This window comes from Microbacterium sp. TS-1 (genome assembly GCF_000509385.1).
GTDB lineage: Bacteria > Actinomycetota > Actinomycetes > Actinomycetales > Microbacteriaceae > Microbacterium > Microbacterium arborescens.
On sequence record NZ_BASQ01000001.1, the window covers coordinates 345,954 to 359,051 of the forward strand.

Below are 13,098 nucleotides of genomic sequence, written 5' to 3' on the forward strand. Positions count from 1 at the left end.
GATGGCTTCCTCACCCGCACCACGGAAGAAGATCCTGTGGTTGGCGCGCCTCGAGCGCCGCTTCCACTCGTGGCGCGAACGACGCGCCCGCGCGCGCGGTCAACGACCGACCGTCGCCGCATACGCGGGCTACGGCGGTGACGGGTGGGTCCGCGTCCTCGGGCGCGTGCTGATCGCACCCCAGAAAAGCCCTACGAAGGGCGGGGAGTACGCGTCGGTCCGTGGCTGGCGCAGCTTCGCGTCGGTGCCGGTGGCGTTCGCGCAGGTCGAGGTGACCGTCGCCGGCACGACGCACGCGATCGTGGCGGACCGCGGTGGCGTCATCGACGTCGAGCTGCCCGGGACGCTCGAACCCGGCTGGCAGACGATCACGATGACCGTCGAGGGCAGCGAGGTCATCGAGACACGGGTCTTCGTGATCGCCGGCGACACCGACTTCGGCATCATCTCCGATATCGACGACACCGTCATGGTGACCGCTCTGCCGCGCCCGTTCGTGGCGGCATGGAACTCCTTCGTCCTCGACGAGCACGCGCGTCAGCCGGTTCCCGGGATGGCCGTCATGCTCGAGCGCCTCACGCGTGACCGTCCCGGCAGCCCCGTCATCTATCTCTCGACGGGCGCCTGGAACGTCGCGCCGACCCTCATGCGGTTCCTCAGAAGGCACGTCTTCCCGTCGGGTCCGATGCTCCTGACCGATTGGGGACCGACACACGACCGCTGGTTCCGCAGCGGACGCGATCACAAGGCCGAGAATCTGCGGCGCCTCGCGAAGGAGTTCCCCAACGTCCGCTGGCTCCTCGTCGGCGATGACGGTCAGCACGACGACGCGCTGTACACGGCCTTCGCCAGCGAGAACCCCGACCGGGTGCGCGCGGTCGCGATCCGGCGGCTGTCGCCCGCTGAGGCCGTCCTCGCGGGTGGCCGCACCGCGGTCAACGATCACTCCGCGGCACAGGTGCCCTGGGTCACCGGGTCGGATGGAGCGGCGCTCCTGGACCGGCTCGCCGATGTCGGCGTCATCGAGCGCGACTGAGGGCGGCGCGGACGGATGTCGCACGCGCGCCCTACGCTGGAGACATGTGCGGTCGTTTCGTCGTAGCCCGCGTCGGTTCCGAGCTCGCGAGCGTTCTGCACGCCGAAATCGTTCCCGACGATCTGCCCTCTCCCTCGTTCAACATCGCGCCCACGTCCCAGGCGACGATCGTGCTCGACTCGGCCAAGACCGAGCCGCCGACGCGTCGCCTCGCCTCCGCCCGCTGGGGCCTCGTGCCCGCATGGGCCAAGGATCCGTCGGTCGGCGCACGCGCGTTCAACGCGCGGTCCGAAGAAGCAGCTGAGAAGCCGACGTTCCGTGATGCGCTGGTCTCGCGCCGTGCCGTCATCCCGGCCTCGGGCTACTACGAGTGGCAAGGCGCCACCGGGGACAAGACGCCTCACTTCATCCGGCCCGAGAACGGGGAGCCGCTCTTCTTCGCCGGGCTCTACGAGTGGTGGAAGGATCCGTCGCGTCCCGCCGACGATCCCGGCCGCTGGTTGCTGACCTTCACCATCCTGACCCGCTCCGCGGTCGGCGGTCTGGCGGAGATCCACGACCGGATGCCGCTGATGATCGACGCTGAGTACGCCGACGTGTGGCTCGATCCCACCACCGAGTACCCGGCCGATCTGCTCGACGCGGTGGCGGACGCGGCGCCGTCCGTCGTCGACACGCTCACCTGGTTCTCCGTCGGGTCTGCTGTGGGCAACGTGCGCAACGACGATCCATCGCTCATCGAGCCGGCATGACGCGGTCTCCCAGCGCACCGGTGTCTATCCTCGAGAGGTGACGCTCCGCCCCTTCGAACCCGTTCAGCTCGCGCCGGAGGTCTGGCGCGCGCTGTCCGATGCGCATGCGGAGCGCGCTGAGGCACTGACCGAGGCCCACCGGCGGCGCGCTTCGCGCGCTGAGAAGCATCCGGTCGAGGACTTCCTGTTCACGTATTACTCCTACAAGCCGGCCATCCTCCGGCGCTGGCACCCGGGCCCGCACGTTGTGCTCGAGGGCGCTGCGAAGGAGCGTGGCGGCTGGCGCTGGTACGAGACGGTCGGCGACGCCCACGCGCGCGTGGCCGACGAGCAGTTCCGGACCGAGCGCGCATCGCTCTACCGCGGCGTGACGGGCATCCTCCGTGCGACGCGCGATCGCCCGGCTGCTTTCGGGTGCTTCGGCCTGCACGAATGGGCGATGGTCTACCGCGCCGACGCCACGCGGCACGAGATCCCGCTCCGGCTCGGCGCGGCGGGAACGGATGCCGTTGTCGAGGCCCACGACCTACGCTGCACGCACTTCGACGCTTTCCGCTTCTTCACCCCCGAGGCGGTGCCGCGCAACCGCGAACCGCTCGACCGAGAAGGGGCGCCCGGACGCGAGCAACCGGGATGCCTGCACGCCGGCATGGACGTCTACAAGTGGATGCTGAAGCTCGGCCCCCTCGTTCCGGGGCACCTGCTCCTCGACGCATTCGTCCTGGCTCGCGACATCCGAGAACTCGATATGCGCGCCTCGCCCTACGACCTGCGTGACTGGGGCTACTCCCCCGTTGCGATCGAGACGGCCGACGGAAAGGCCGAGTATGTGCGCCAGCAGCGGCTGCTGAGCGCCCGCGGCCAGGCGTTGCGCGCCGCGGTGCTCGATGTCGTCGGATCAGAGCCCGAGCGGCGAGCCGCGCGTGCAGATCGATCCGCGGCCCCACCACGTGATGTGTGACCGTGCGGTCGGGCCGTGAACACCGTCGACGCCGATTACCACGACGCTCTGCGCATTCCTGAGGGTCTTATCGGTGCAGCACGGTCACCGCATTGCTGTTGTTCCCCGATTCGAGGATGCAGTCGTATGTGTTCCCGGCGCGGGGGATCGTGTACCACGCCCCGTTTCCCGAGGTGATGTTCTCGGAGCTGCAACAGTGAGCGGCGGCTGAGAACGTCATCGTCTGCCGCGGTGATTCCGGTGAATTCGATGAACGGATACAAATGATCCGCGGCGCGCATGAGGAAGCTGTGATGCGGACGACGACGCACACGAAAAAACCCCGCCGGAGGCGGGGCATTTCATATTGATCGGTGGACCTGAGGGGACTCGAACCCCTGACCCCCTGCATGCCATGCAGGTGCGCTACCAGCTGCGCCACAGGCCCGTGGTTTCCGCTCTCGCGGGAACTCATTTAGCTTACAACATCTCCGGGGGTGCTCGTGACCACGGTGGCCTCGATGGGGATCACCGGGCAGTCCTTCCACAGGCGCTCAAGCCCGTAGTAGACGCGCTCCTGCTCGTGGAACACATGCACGACGAGGTCGCCGAAGTCGAGCAGCACCCAGCGCGACTCCGTACGTCCCTCACGACGCAGGCGCTTGTGCCCGGCTTCGAGCATGCTCTCCTCGACCGCGTCGGCGATCGCGGCGACGTTGCGCTCGCTGTTGCCGCTGACGAGCAGGAAGGCGTCGACGAGCGGGAGAGGCTGCGACACGTCAAGGGCGACGAGATCTTCGCCGCCCTTCGATTCCGCGGCCGCCGCCGCGACGGCGACCATGTCGATGACTGCTTGTGAACTCATCCGAAGACTCCTGTGAAAAGCGAGACGAGCAGAACGCCCGCCAGAGCGAGAGCGAGCGCCCCCGCGGTGATAGCGAGGGCGACCGTCCAACGGCTGCCCTTCTCCGGCGCCGGCGGACGGATGACGTCCTCCGCGCTCTTGATGGTCGAAATGGCCGCGCTCGCGGCGATGGGCGTCGGAGACGATGAGGCCGGCAGCTCGCCGTCCACGAGGACCGCATCGACCTCCTTTCCGTCCGCAACACCCGGGACAACGCCGGTCGAACCGAAGTTCTCGGGCAGGGTGAACGTCCCGGTGATCAGGACCTCGCCGGTCGCGGTGACCGGTGCCACCAACGGCCCGCCGTCCGGGTTCTCCGCGAGGATCAACGCGTTCGGCGTCGTGAAAACGCCCGTCGCGGCGGCACTGCGCGAGAGCAGCTGATCGAAGGATGCCGGCACATCCGTTGCCGCGGACTCCCCCGCGAGCAGGTCAGCGCCGAGGTCGTTCGAAACGACGTGACGCTCGGGCTCCGCTTCGTCCGCGCTCTCGTGGTCCGCGCTCTCATCGTTCGCGCTCTCATCGTTCGCGCTCTCATCGTTCGCGACGATGTCGTCTTCGGCGACGTGATCCTCGGCGATGGTCTCGGAATCGACGGCGTCGGAGTCGGTGGGCTCGAACTCGGAGGCGATGACGTTCGGCGGGGCCGCCGTCGTCTCGGCATCCGTGCCGTCGGCACCCTCGGCCTCAGGAGCGTCGTGCTCGCGATCCGACTGGACGGCCTCGTCGGAGGCGTCGGGCTCGATCGCACGAGCCGCATCGTCGGCGTCGCTCTGACCGGGCGCATCCGCGTCGGGTTCGGCGACGACGGCCGCGTGCTCGCCGGTGGAGGTCACGACCGGGATCGAAGCCGTGCGAATCTTCTCCTGCAGTCGAGCCTGACGGCGGGTCAGCGCGGGCGATCCGAGATCGACCGAGGCCTGCGGCACCGGAGCCGGGGGAACCTCCACCGGCTCCGCCGCACGCGGCAGCGGCGCGGGGGCGGGCGTCTGCTCCGCTGCGGTCGCCGACGCGTCGTCGGCGGCTTCGGGGTCGACGATGATCGGATTGGAAGCCGTGTTGCGCAGCTCACGCAGTTGCCGGCGCGTCAGCTGCGGAGTCGGTGGCTGTTGCTCTTTGTCGCTCATGCCTTGCTCCGATAGAGATGATGCTTCGCAATGTATTGGACGACCCCGTCTGGAACGAGGTACCACACCGGATGTCCGCGTCCGACGCGTGCCCGGCAGTCGGTCGACGAGATGGCCAGCGCGGGGATCTCGAGCAGGCTCACGTCATCGCTGGGCAGTCCGGCACTCGAAAGCGTGTGGCCGGGACGCGAGACCGCGACGAAGTGGGCGAGCTCCCACAGTTCATCATGGTTCCTCCAGCTGAGAATCTGCGCGATGGCGTCAGCCCCGGTGATGAAGAAGAAGTCCGCCTCGGGACGTTGGGCCTTGAGATCACGCAGTGTGTCGATCGTGTACGTCGGGCCGTCGCGGTCGATGTCGACGCGACTCACGGTGAACATCGGGTTCGACGCCGTCGCGATCACCGTCATCAGATACCGGTGCTCCCCCGGTGACACGAACGACTTCTGCCACGGCGTGCCGGTCGGCACGAAGACGACCTCGTCGAGGTCGAACGACTGCGCGACCTCGCTCGCGGCCACGAGGTGCCCATGATGAATCGGGTCGAACGTGCCGCCCATCACGCCGATACGCGGCGCACGCGTTCCCGTCATCGGAGCAGCCTCAGTGGTGGCCGTTCTCCGACTGCGTCAGTTGGTTGCCGTGGGCCGCGGCGTAGGCCTCCGCCTTGCCGGCGTGGCGGTTCGCGACGTTGCGGTACGACAGCGTCACGAGACCGAGGGCGAGGAAGATGACCAGGGCGATGACGCCGAAGATCATCGTCTCCGCCTGCACATTGCCGTGGTGCTCGGTCTGCTCGGCGGCGAATGCGGTGATCGTGGCGAGGGTCATCGGGGCTCCGTTCGTTTCGCGCGGCGGCGCATCTCAAGTTTAGGTGGTCAGGCGCGTGTCTGCCCGGCGCCGCGCGCGAGCCACTTCGTGCTGGTCAGCTCGGGAAGTCCCATCGGACCGCGGGCGTGCAGTTTCTGGGTCGAGATGCCGACCTCGGCGCCGAAGCCGAACTCGCCGCCGTCGGTGAACCGCGTCGAGGCGTTGGCCATGACGACCGCGGCGTCCACCTCGGCGAGGAAGCGTTCGGCATGAGCGTCGTCGGCCGTCACGATCGCCTCGGTATGCATCGTCGAATAGCGGCGGATGTGCTCGAGGGCTTCGTCGAGGTCGTCGACCACCCGCATCGAGAGGTCGAGGCTCATGTGCTCGGTCGCCCAGTCGTCCTCGGTCGCCTCGACGGCCTCTGGCACCAGTCGACGCACCGCGTCGTCGCCGTGGATGGTGACGCCGGCTTCGACGAGCGCCTCCGACACCGGCGGGATGAGGCGGTCGGCTGCCGAACGCACGACGAGCACGGTCTCCACGGCGTTGCAGACGCTCGGTCGTTGCGCCTTCGCGTTCACGACGATGTCGCGAGCCCAGTCGAGCGGCGCGGACTCGTCGAGCACGATGTGCACGACGCCCGCGCCCGTCTCGATGACGGGAACCGTCGACTCCGTCACGACGGTCTCGATGAGCTGAGCGCTGCCGCGGGGAACGAGCACATCGACCAAGCCTCGCGCGCGCATGAGGAACCGAGCGCCGTCGCGGCCGAAATCATCGACGGTCTGGATGCCGTCGGCGTCTACTCCGGCACGATCGAGCGCATTCCGCATCGACGCGATGAGGGCGCCGTTCGTGGACTGCGCGGCCGATCCTCCGCGAAGCGCCACGGCGTTTCCGGAACGGAGCGCCAGGGCCGTGATGTCGACCGTGACGTTGGGCCGCGCCTCGTAGATCGAGGCGACCACGCCGAAGGGCACCGAGACTTTCTGCAGCCGCACGCCTCCGGGCAGTTCCCGCTCGTCGAGCACACGGCCGACGGGGTCGGGAAGCCGCGCCACATCGCGGACCGCGCTCGCGAGCGCGGCTATGCGCCCGTCGTCGAGGAGGAGCCGGTCGCGCAGGCCCGCAGAGATACCCGCCGCATCCCCGCGCTCGAGGTCATCGCGGTTGGCCGCGACGATGCGCGCGGTGTCGGCGATCAGCGCGTCGGCGATACCGTCGAGGAGGGCCGTCTTGGCGACATCGTCGAGGAGGCCGATCGATCGGCTCGCGCGCTTGGCGGCGCGGAGGCGCTCGGGGACGTCGGTAGCGACGGCGGTGGTCATCCCGTCAGTCTAGCGACGGGGACGGTGGCGAACCCGTCTCAGGCGACGCCGATGGCTCCGGTGCCCTGCGGGAGAACCGGCGCCGGATTCGCTTCGAACCACGTGCCGACATCGGCCCCGGCGAGCACGTCGCTCGCGAGGTCGATGCTCGTCACGAGCGCGGCTACGCCGCCTTCGGCAGCCAGCCGCGCCGCCGAGGCCTTCGTGGCCGCGCCGCCGGTGCCGACGCTGTTGACGACCGTCGCCCCGAACTCGTATGCGCTCAGGTCGTCGTCGAACGCGACCTTCTCGATGGGGCGTGCGCCCCGTTCGCTCGGGGGCCGGGTGTAGAGGCACGCGATGTCGCTCAGGAGCACGAGGGCATCGGCACCGATGAGGCGCGACACGAGCGCGGCGAGCCGATCGTTGTCGCCGAAGCGGATCTCGTGCGTGGCTACGGTGTCGTTCTCGTTCACGATCGGCAGGATCCGCAGTCCGAGCAGCCGCTCCATCGCGCGCCGTGCATTCGAGCGGTGCGTCGGATCGTCGAAGTCGCCGGCTGTCAGCAGAACCTGACCGGCGACGATGCCGTACTGCCGCAGCGCGTCCTGATAGCGGTAGACGAGGACGTTCTGGCCGACCGCGGCGGCGGCCTGCTGGGTCGCCAGGTCGGTCGGTCGCTCGTCGAGACGCAGATACGGCATACCGGTCGCGATCGCTCCCGACGACACGAGCACCACTTCGGTGCCCCGAGCGTGCGCCTGCGCGAGGGCGTCCACGAGCGAGTCGATCTTGCCCGCGTTCTCACCGCTGATGGACGACGAGCCCACTTTCACGACCACACGTCGGGCACCGTTGAGCTCGGCGCGCGAGAGCAGGCTCATGCGTCGTCCTCGTCGGCACCTCGCGACTTCTCCGCGCGGCGCTCCGCCTCGAGCTCGGCACGGGCCTCCGCCTTCGCATCCATACGCTCGTGATAGCGCTCGCGGCGCTGATTGGAGGTCCGGCGCGGGTTCAGATCGAGGCGCGGGTCGGTACCGCGCGGAGCGGACATCAGTTCGGCGGCAGACGAGAGTGACGGGTGCCAGTCGAAGACGATCCCGTCGCCCTCGCCGATGACCACCGTCGACCCCGGGGTCGCACCGAGGCGGAACAGTTCGTCTTCGATACCGAGCTTGTCGAGACGATCCGCGAGGAAGCCCACGGCCTCCTCGTTCTGGAAGTCGGTCTGCTGGACCCACCGAACCGGCTTCGCCCCCAGGATGCGGTAGACGTTGCCGTACGTCCCGCCTTCGACGCGGACGGTGAAGTCGCGCTCGGTGCCCTTGGGGCGGATGACGATCCGCTCGGCGGGCACCTCGGCCGCTGCCGAAACGCGGTGCTCGGCGACGAGCTCCGCCATGGCGAACGAGAGCTCGCGCAGGCCTTGCCGGCTCACGGTGGAGATCTCGAACACGCGGTAGCCGCGCGCTTCGAGATCCGGACGGACGAGGTCGGCCAGGTCGCGTGCCTCGGGGACGTCGGTCTTGTTCAGCGCGATCAGCTGCGGGCGCTGGAGCAGCGGAATCTGCCCCTCGGGCACCGGGTAGGCGCCGAGCTCGGCGAGGATCACGTCGAGATCGGTGATCGGGTCGCGTCCGGGCTCCAGCGTGGCGCAGTCGAGCACGTGGACGAGGGCCGAGCAGCGCTCGACGTGACGGAGGAACTCGAGCCCGAGCCCTCGGCCTTCGCTCGCACCCTCGATGAGGCCGGGCACGTCCGCGATCGTGTAGCGGATGTCGCCGGCCTGCACGACGCCGAGGTTCGGGTGCAGCGTCGTGAACGGGTAGTCGGCGATCTTGGGGCGCGCGGCGGACATCGCGGCGATGAGGCTCGACTTGCCCGCCGACGGGAATCCGACGAGCGCGATGTCGGCGACGGTCTTCAGCTCGAGCTGAACGTCGCCCTCCCAGCCGGGGGTGCCCAGGAGCGCGAAACCGGGAGCCTTGCGCTTCGGAGAGGCCAGCGCCGCGTTGCCGAGTCCGCCCTGGCCGCCGGGAGCCACGACGAACCGCATCCCCGGGGTGACCATGTCGACGAGCGTCTCGCCCTCGGGCGTCTTCACGACCGTGCCGACCGGCACCGGGAGCTCGAGGTGCTCCCCCGCCGCGCCCGAACGGTTGTCGCCCATGCCGAATCCGCCGTTGCCACCCGAGCGGTGCGGCGAGTGGTGATACGACAGCAGGGTCGTCACCTGGGGGTCGGCGACGAGGACGACGTCTCCGCCGTCACCGCCATTTCCCCCGTCGGGGCCGGCGAGCGGCTTGAACTTCTCACGGCGCACCGACACGCAGCCGTTGCCGCCCTTGCCGGCACGCAGATGCAGCGTGACCCGGTCGACGAACGTCACCATGCGGTGCCTCCTGGAAAACAGGGCGAGGGGCGAGCCGAAGCCCGCCCCTCGCCGCGAAGTGGTCTGGTCCGAATTACTCGGCTGCCGCCACGATGTTGACGACCTTGCGGCCACCCTTCGTGCCGAACTCGACGGCACCGGCCGCAAGTGCGAACAGGGTGTCGTCGCCGCCACGGCCGACGTTGGCGCCGGGGTGGAAGTGCGTGCCGCGCTGGCGGACGAGGATCTCGCCGGCGTTGACGGCCTGGCCGCCGAAGCGCTTCACGCCGAGGCGCTGTGCGTTGGAGTCACGACCGTTACGGGTGGAGCTTGCGCCCTTTTTGTGTGCCATCTCTGCGTCTCCCTGGCTTACTTGATGCCGGTGATCTTGACGCGCGTGAGGTCCTGACGGTGGCCCTGGCGCTTCTTGTAGCCGGTCTTGTTCTTGAACTTCTGGATCACGATCTTCGGGCCGCGCTCCTCACCGAGAACCTCGGCGGTGACCGTGACCTTCGCGAGCTTGTCAGCGTCGGTGGTCACGGCGTCGCCGTCGACGAGGAGAACGGCGGGAAGCTCGAGCTTGTCGCCGATCTGAGCCGCCTGACGATCGAGGACGACGATCGTGCCGACCTCGACCTTCTCCTGACGGCCGCCGGCGCGCACAACTGCGTAAACCACTTCACACCTGTTTCTTCTGTGGAGCGCACGGCTCCGATTGTCTTTGCGAGACTGGAAAGTCTTGGTGCGCGTGCCCCAGATGATCCTGTGGCTGAGCCGCGATAACGACGGGACGTCGACGGACTCGCTGCACCGAGGGTCCACTTTACCGGATGCCGGGAGATCCGGCAAAAGGACGGCCGGGTGTGTCGCGGCCCGGCGCCCCCGCGGCATCCGCTTCGTAGGATCGGAGGATGGCGATACTGATCGACGATCCGCGCTGGCCGGCGCACGGCAGCCTCTGGTCGCACCTCGTCAGCGACTCGGATCTCGATGAACTGCACGCGTTCGCCCGCCGTCATGAGGTGCCCGCCCGCGCCTTCGACCTCGATCACTACGACGTCCCCGACTCGGCGTTCGACCGCCTGGTCGCCGGCGGCGCACAGCACGTGTCCGGCCACGAACTGGTGCGTCGCCTCATCGCCTCCGGGCTGCGTGTCACCGCGCGCGAACGCCGCGGGATCTGAAGCGATCCCGCGGCGTTCGTCGTGACGATCGACCTCAGTCGTCCGAGGCCGGCGCCGCCGATACCGGGGTGCCGCTGAGGGCGGCGGTCGTCACGCGGCGACGTCCGCGGCCCTGACCGGGAGCCTTGGGTTCGGGGAGCGCGTTGAGCACCGAGTCGAGGAGCAGGTCCTTCTCGGTTCGCGGCGCCTTGGGCTCGGCCTTCTTGCGCCGTGGCTTCTTCGGGCGCTCGACGGGTGCGGACTCCGCCTCCACCGGGACGGTGATGATCTCGGCGTCCTCCTCCGCAGCAGTCGCCTGGATCGTCGACGCGGCGATCTGGGCGAGTGCCGACTTCGCGCCCTCGGTGATGACGTGGGTGCCGCCGTTCGCGGGCGCGGGAGCCGCGTTACCGCCGCCACGGCCGTTGCGGCGCGCCGAACCGTTGCCGTTGCCGTTCTGGGAGCCGGCGCCGCGGTGCTTGACCACCGGATCGTGGTGGACGATGACGCCGCGGCCGGCGCACACCTCGCACGCCTCGCTGAAGGTCTCCAGGAGCCCGAGGCCCAGCTTCTTGCGCGTCATCTGGACCAGACCCAGCGAGGTGACCTCGGCGACCTGGTGCTTCGTGCGGTCACGGCTCAGGCATTCGATCAGACGCCGCAGCACGAGATCGCGGTTGGACTCGAGCACCATGTCGATGAAGTCGACGACGATGATGCCGCCGATGTCCCGCAGGCGCAGCTGCCGGACGATCTCCTCGGCGGCCTCGAGGTTGTTCTTGGTGACGGTCTCCTCGAGATTGCCGCCCGATCCGACGAACTTCCCCGTGTTCACATCCACCACGGTCATCGCCTCGGTGCGGTCGATCACGAGCGAACCGCCCGAGGGCAGCCACACCTTGCGATCCAGCGCCTTCTCGATCTGCTCCGTGACCCGGAACGCGTCGAAGGGGTCCTGCTCGTCCTCGTACTTCTCGACGCGCTCGAGGAGATCGGGCGCGACTCCCGTGAGGTACGACGTGATCGTCGAGTAGGCCTCGTCGCCCTGGATCAGCATGCGCGAGAAGTCCTCGTTGAAGACGTCGCGGACGATCTTCACGAGAAGGTCGGGCTCGGAGTGCAGGAGCGCGGGAGCCTGGATCTTCTCGAGCTGCGAGCTGATGTGCTCCCACTGCGAGGTGAGCCGCTGCACGTCTCGCGTGAGCTGGTCTTCCGTCGCGCCCTCCGCGGCGGTGCGCACGATGACGCCCGACGACTCGGGGAGGACCTCCTTGAGGATGCGCTTGAGACGCGCCCGTTCGGTGTCGGGAAGCTTGCGCGAGATGCCATTCATCGCACCGCCCGGGACGTACACGAGGTAGCGGCCGGGGAGCGAGATCTGGCTCGTCAGGCGCGCACCCTTGTGCCCGACCGGATCCTTCGTGACCTGGACGAGGACGCGGTCGCCGGATTTGAGTGCGAGCTCGATGCGGCGCGGCTGGTTGCCCGTCTCGACGGCATCCCAGTCGACCTCGCCGGAGTAGAGCACGGCGTTGCGACCACGGCCGATGTCGACGAAGGCGGCCTCCATGCTCGGGAGCACGTTCTGCACGCGCCCGAGGTACACGTTGCCGATCAGCGAGGCATCCTGGTTGCGCGCGACGTAGTGCTCGACGAGCACGTTGTCCTCGAGGACGGCGATCTGGATGCGACCGTTCTTGGATCGAACGATCATGACCCGGTCGACCGCCTCGCGGCGGGCGAGGAACTCGGCTTCGGTCACGACGGTGCGCCGACGACCCGCTTCGCGGCCGTCGCGGCGGCGCTGCTTCTTCGCCTCGAGCCGGGTGGAGCCCTTGATGCGCTGCGGTTCGGTGATGAGCTCCACCGCGCGCTGGCGCGGAGCAGGCTCATTGCCCTCATCGCCGTTCGACCCGCCGCGGCGGCGGCCGCGACGGCGCGAGCTGCTCGAGCCCGATGAGGACGCGGAGTCGTCGTCCTCGACGTCGTCCGGCAGCGCCGGAAGCGGCGGGATCTCGGGAGCGTAGAAATGCAGCGCGGTGGATACCGCGGAGACGAACTCGGCGGGCAGGAGACCGAGCGAGACCGCGGTCGGAGGGCCGGCGTCCGCCGCCTCTTCGGCGGGGGCGGGTTCCTCTGCGGGGGCGGGTTCCTCGGCGGGGGCAGGCTCTTCTGCGGGGGCGGGTTCCTCCGCGGGCTCGGGCTGCGGAGCAGGAGCCTGCTCTTCCCCACGGACCTCCTCCTGCGCCGGGGAGGACTCCTCAGCAGGCACGGGCTCGTCGGGAGCGGCGGCCGACTCATCGGCGCCGGCAGCGGGCTCCGGGGCATCGTCCTCGGCTGCCCGTCCGCTGTCGATGTGCTCCTCGGTGGCGTCGATCGACGTCACGGCATCGGCCAGTTCGGCCGCGGCGGGGTCTACCGCGTTCTCGGACTCATCGGGGGTCGGGTTGTCATTGCGATCGTCGGCCATCACTGGCGTACTCCTCTTCGGGCGGCACCGCGCGCCACCCGGCACATCTCTGGCGGCGTCGCTCCCGGAAGGACGAGCCGCGAACTCACTCGGTGTGCAGCCGGCTCTCGGCGCGGCCTGCGTGGGCAGCCATTGCCCGAAGTCTCTCGTGACGCACTGTCGCAGCGCGGCTGCGTGCGTGCATCGACATCCATTATCGCACTACGCGCGTCCCT

The 13,098-nt window shown here is 69.0% G+C and carries 14 protein-coding genes and 1 tRNA gene; 4 read left to right on the forward strand and 11 right to left on the reverse strand.

Annotated elements, in window-relative coordinates; all coding sequences use genetic code 11:
• Position 1: 1 nt before the first annotated feature.
• From MTS1_RS01505 to MTS1_RS01515, 3 genes are read left to right on the forward strand one after another with little or no spacing between them, the layout of a single operon-like run.
• Positions 2-1,036, forward strand: a complete 1,035-nt coding sequence (locus tag MTS1_RS01505; RefSeq protein ID WP_023950772.1) for an App1 family protein — start codon at positions 2-4, stop codon at positions 1,034-1,036.
• Positions 1,037-1,080: 44 nt separating this feature from the next.
• Positions 1,081-1,788, forward strand: coding sequence for an SOS response-associated peptidase (locus MTS1_RS01510; protein WP_023950774.1), 708 nt, complete (start codon positions 1,081-1,083; stop codon positions 1,786-1,788).
• Between the two features lie 37 nt (positions 1,789-1,825).
• A complete protein-coding gene (locus MTS1_RS01515; protein WP_023950776.1) occupies positions 1,826-2,749 on the forward strand; it encodes a hypothetical protein in 924 nt (307 codons plus the stop codon).
• Positions 2,750-3,103: 354 nt separating this feature from the next.
• Here MTS1_RS01515 and MTS1_RS01520 read toward each other — a convergent pair.
• From MTS1_RS01520 to rplU, 10 genes are all read right to left on the reverse strand, one after another.
• Positions 3,104-3,176, reverse strand: a tRNA-Ala gene (locus MTS1_RS01520).
• 27 nt (positions 3,177-3,203) lie between these two features.
• Positions 3,204-3,593 (reverse strand): ribosome silencing factor, encoded by a 390-nt coding sequence (gene rsfS, locus MTS1_RS01525; protein WP_023950777.1) that lies wholly within the window; start codon positions 3,591-3,593, stop codon positions 3,204-3,206.
• On the reverse strand, positions 3,590-4,759 hold the full coding sequence (locus MTS1_RS01530) for a hypothetical protein (protein WP_023950779.1): 1,170 nt from the start codon (positions 4,757-4,759) through the stop codon (positions 3,590-3,592). The genes rsfS and MTS1_RS01530 overlap by 4 nt, the downstream gene beginning before the upstream one ends.
• A complete protein-coding gene (nadD, locus tag MTS1_RS01535) occupies positions 4,756-5,352 on the reverse strand; it encodes a nicotinate-nucleotide adenylyltransferase (RefSeq protein WP_023950780.1) in 597 nt (198 codons plus the stop codon). Before nadD ends, MTS1_RS01530 begins: the two co-directional genes overlap by 4 nt.
• A gap of 10 nt (positions 5,353-5,362) precedes the next feature.
• Complete coding sequence (locus tag MTS1_RS01540; RefSeq protein WP_023950781.1) at positions 5,363-5,590, reverse strand: hypothetical protein; 228 nt, start codon at positions 5,588-5,590, stop codon at positions 5,363-5,365.
• A 47-nt stretch (positions 5,591-5,637) separates the two neighbouring features.
• Positions 5,638-6,900: a glutamate-5-semialdehyde dehydrogenase gene (locus tag MTS1_RS01545; RefSeq protein ID WP_023950782.1), complete on the reverse strand. Its 1,263-nt coding sequence runs from the start codon at positions 6,898-6,900 to the stop codon at positions 5,638-5,640.
• A gap of 38 nt (positions 6,901-6,938) precedes the next feature.
• Positions 6,939-7,763 (reverse strand): glutamate 5-kinase, encoded by an 825-nt coding sequence (gene proB / locus MTS1_RS01550; RefSeq protein ID WP_036304581.1) that lies wholly within the window; start codon positions 7,761-7,763, stop codon positions 6,939-6,941.
• On the reverse strand, positions 7,760-9,271 hold the full coding sequence (gene obgE, locus MTS1_RS01555; RefSeq protein WP_023950784.1) for a GTPase ObgE: 1,512 nt from the start codon (positions 9,269-9,271) through the stop codon (positions 7,760-7,762). Before obgE ends, proB begins: the two co-directional genes overlap by 4 nt.
• Before the next feature lie 73 nt (positions 9,272-9,344).
• Positions 9,345-9,602 (reverse strand): 50S ribosomal protein L27, encoded by a 258-nt coding sequence (gene rpmA, locus MTS1_RS01560; RefSeq protein WP_023950785.1) that lies wholly within the window; start codon positions 9,600-9,602, stop codon positions 9,345-9,347.
• Between the two features lie 17 nt (positions 9,603-9,619).
• Positions 9,620-9,928 (reverse strand): 50S ribosomal protein L21, encoded by a 309-nt coding sequence (gene rplU / locus MTS1_RS01565; RefSeq protein ID WP_023950787.1) that lies wholly within the window; start codon positions 9,926-9,928, stop codon positions 9,620-9,622.
• A gap of 233 nt (positions 9,929-10,161) precedes the next feature.
• Here rplU and MTS1_RS01570 point away from each other — a divergent pair, with 233 nt between their 5' ends.
• Complete coding sequence (locus tag MTS1_RS01570) at positions 10,162-10,434, forward strand: DUF4031 domain-containing protein (protein WP_023950790.1); 273 nt, start codon at positions 10,162-10,164, stop codon at positions 10,432-10,434.
• 34 nt (positions 10,435-10,468) lie between these two features.
• Here MTS1_RS01570 and MTS1_RS01575 read toward each other — a convergent pair whose 3' ends face one another.
• Positions 10,469-12,883: an Rne/Rng family ribonuclease gene (locus MTS1_RS01575; RefSeq protein WP_023950792.1), complete on the reverse strand. Its 2,415-nt coding sequence runs from the start codon at positions 12,881-12,883 to the stop codon at positions 10,469-10,471.
• Positions 12,884-13,098: the final 215 nt, after the last annotated feature.

What these genes read in the sequence shown, in the direction of transcription:
- MTS1_RS01510 (WP_023950774.1), top strand. Translation starts at nt 1,081, where the DNA reads ATGTGCGGTCGTTTCGTCGTAGCCCGCGTCGGTTCCGAGCTCGCGAGC.
- MTS1_RS01545 (WP_023950782.1), bottom strand. Translation starts at nt 6,900, where the DNA reads ATGACCACCGCCGTCGCTACCGACGTCCCCGAGCGCCTCCGCGCCGCC.
- MTS1_RS01505 (WP_023950772.1), top strand. Translation starts at nt 2, where the DNA reads ATGGCTTCCTCACCCGCACCACGGAAGAAGATCCTGTGGTTGGCGCGC.
- rsfS (WP_023950777.1), bottom strand. Translation starts at nt 3,593, where the DNA reads ATGAGTTCACAAGCAGTCATCGACATGGTCGCCGTCGCGGCGGCGGCC.
- rpmA (WP_023950785.1), bottom strand. Translation starts at nt 9,602, where the DNA reads ATGGCACACAAAAAGGGCGCAAGCTCCACCCGTAACGGTCGTGACTCC.
- obgE (WP_023950784.1), bottom strand. Translation starts at nt 9,271, where the DNA reads ATGGTGACGTTCGTCGACCGGGTCACGCTGCATCTGCGTGCCGGCAAG.
- MTS1_RS01570 (WP_023950790.1), top strand. Translation starts at nt 10,162, where the DNA reads ATGGCGATACTGATCGACGATCCGCGCTGGCCGGCGCACGGCAGCCTC.
- MTS1_RS01540 (WP_023950781.1), bottom strand. Translation starts at nt 5,590, where the DNA reads ATGACCCTCGCCACGATCACCGCATTCGCCGCCGAGCAGACCGAGCAC.
- nadD (WP_023950780.1), bottom strand. Translation starts at nt 5,352, where the DNA reads ATGACGGGAACGCGTGCGCCGCGTATCGGCGTGATGGGCGGCACGTTC.
- MTS1_RS01575 (WP_023950792.1), bottom strand. Translation starts at nt 12,883, where the DNA reads ATGGCCGACGATCGCAATGACAACCCGACCCCCGATGAGTCCGAGAAC.
- MTS1_RS01530 (WP_023950779.1), bottom strand. Translation starts at nt 4,759, where the DNA reads ATGAGCGACAAAGAGCAACAGCCACCGACTCCGCAGCTGACGCGCCGG.
- proB (WP_036304581.1), bottom strand. Translation starts at nt 7,763, where the DNA reads ATGAGCCTGCTCTCGCGCGCCGAGCTCAACGGTGCCCGACGTGTGGTC.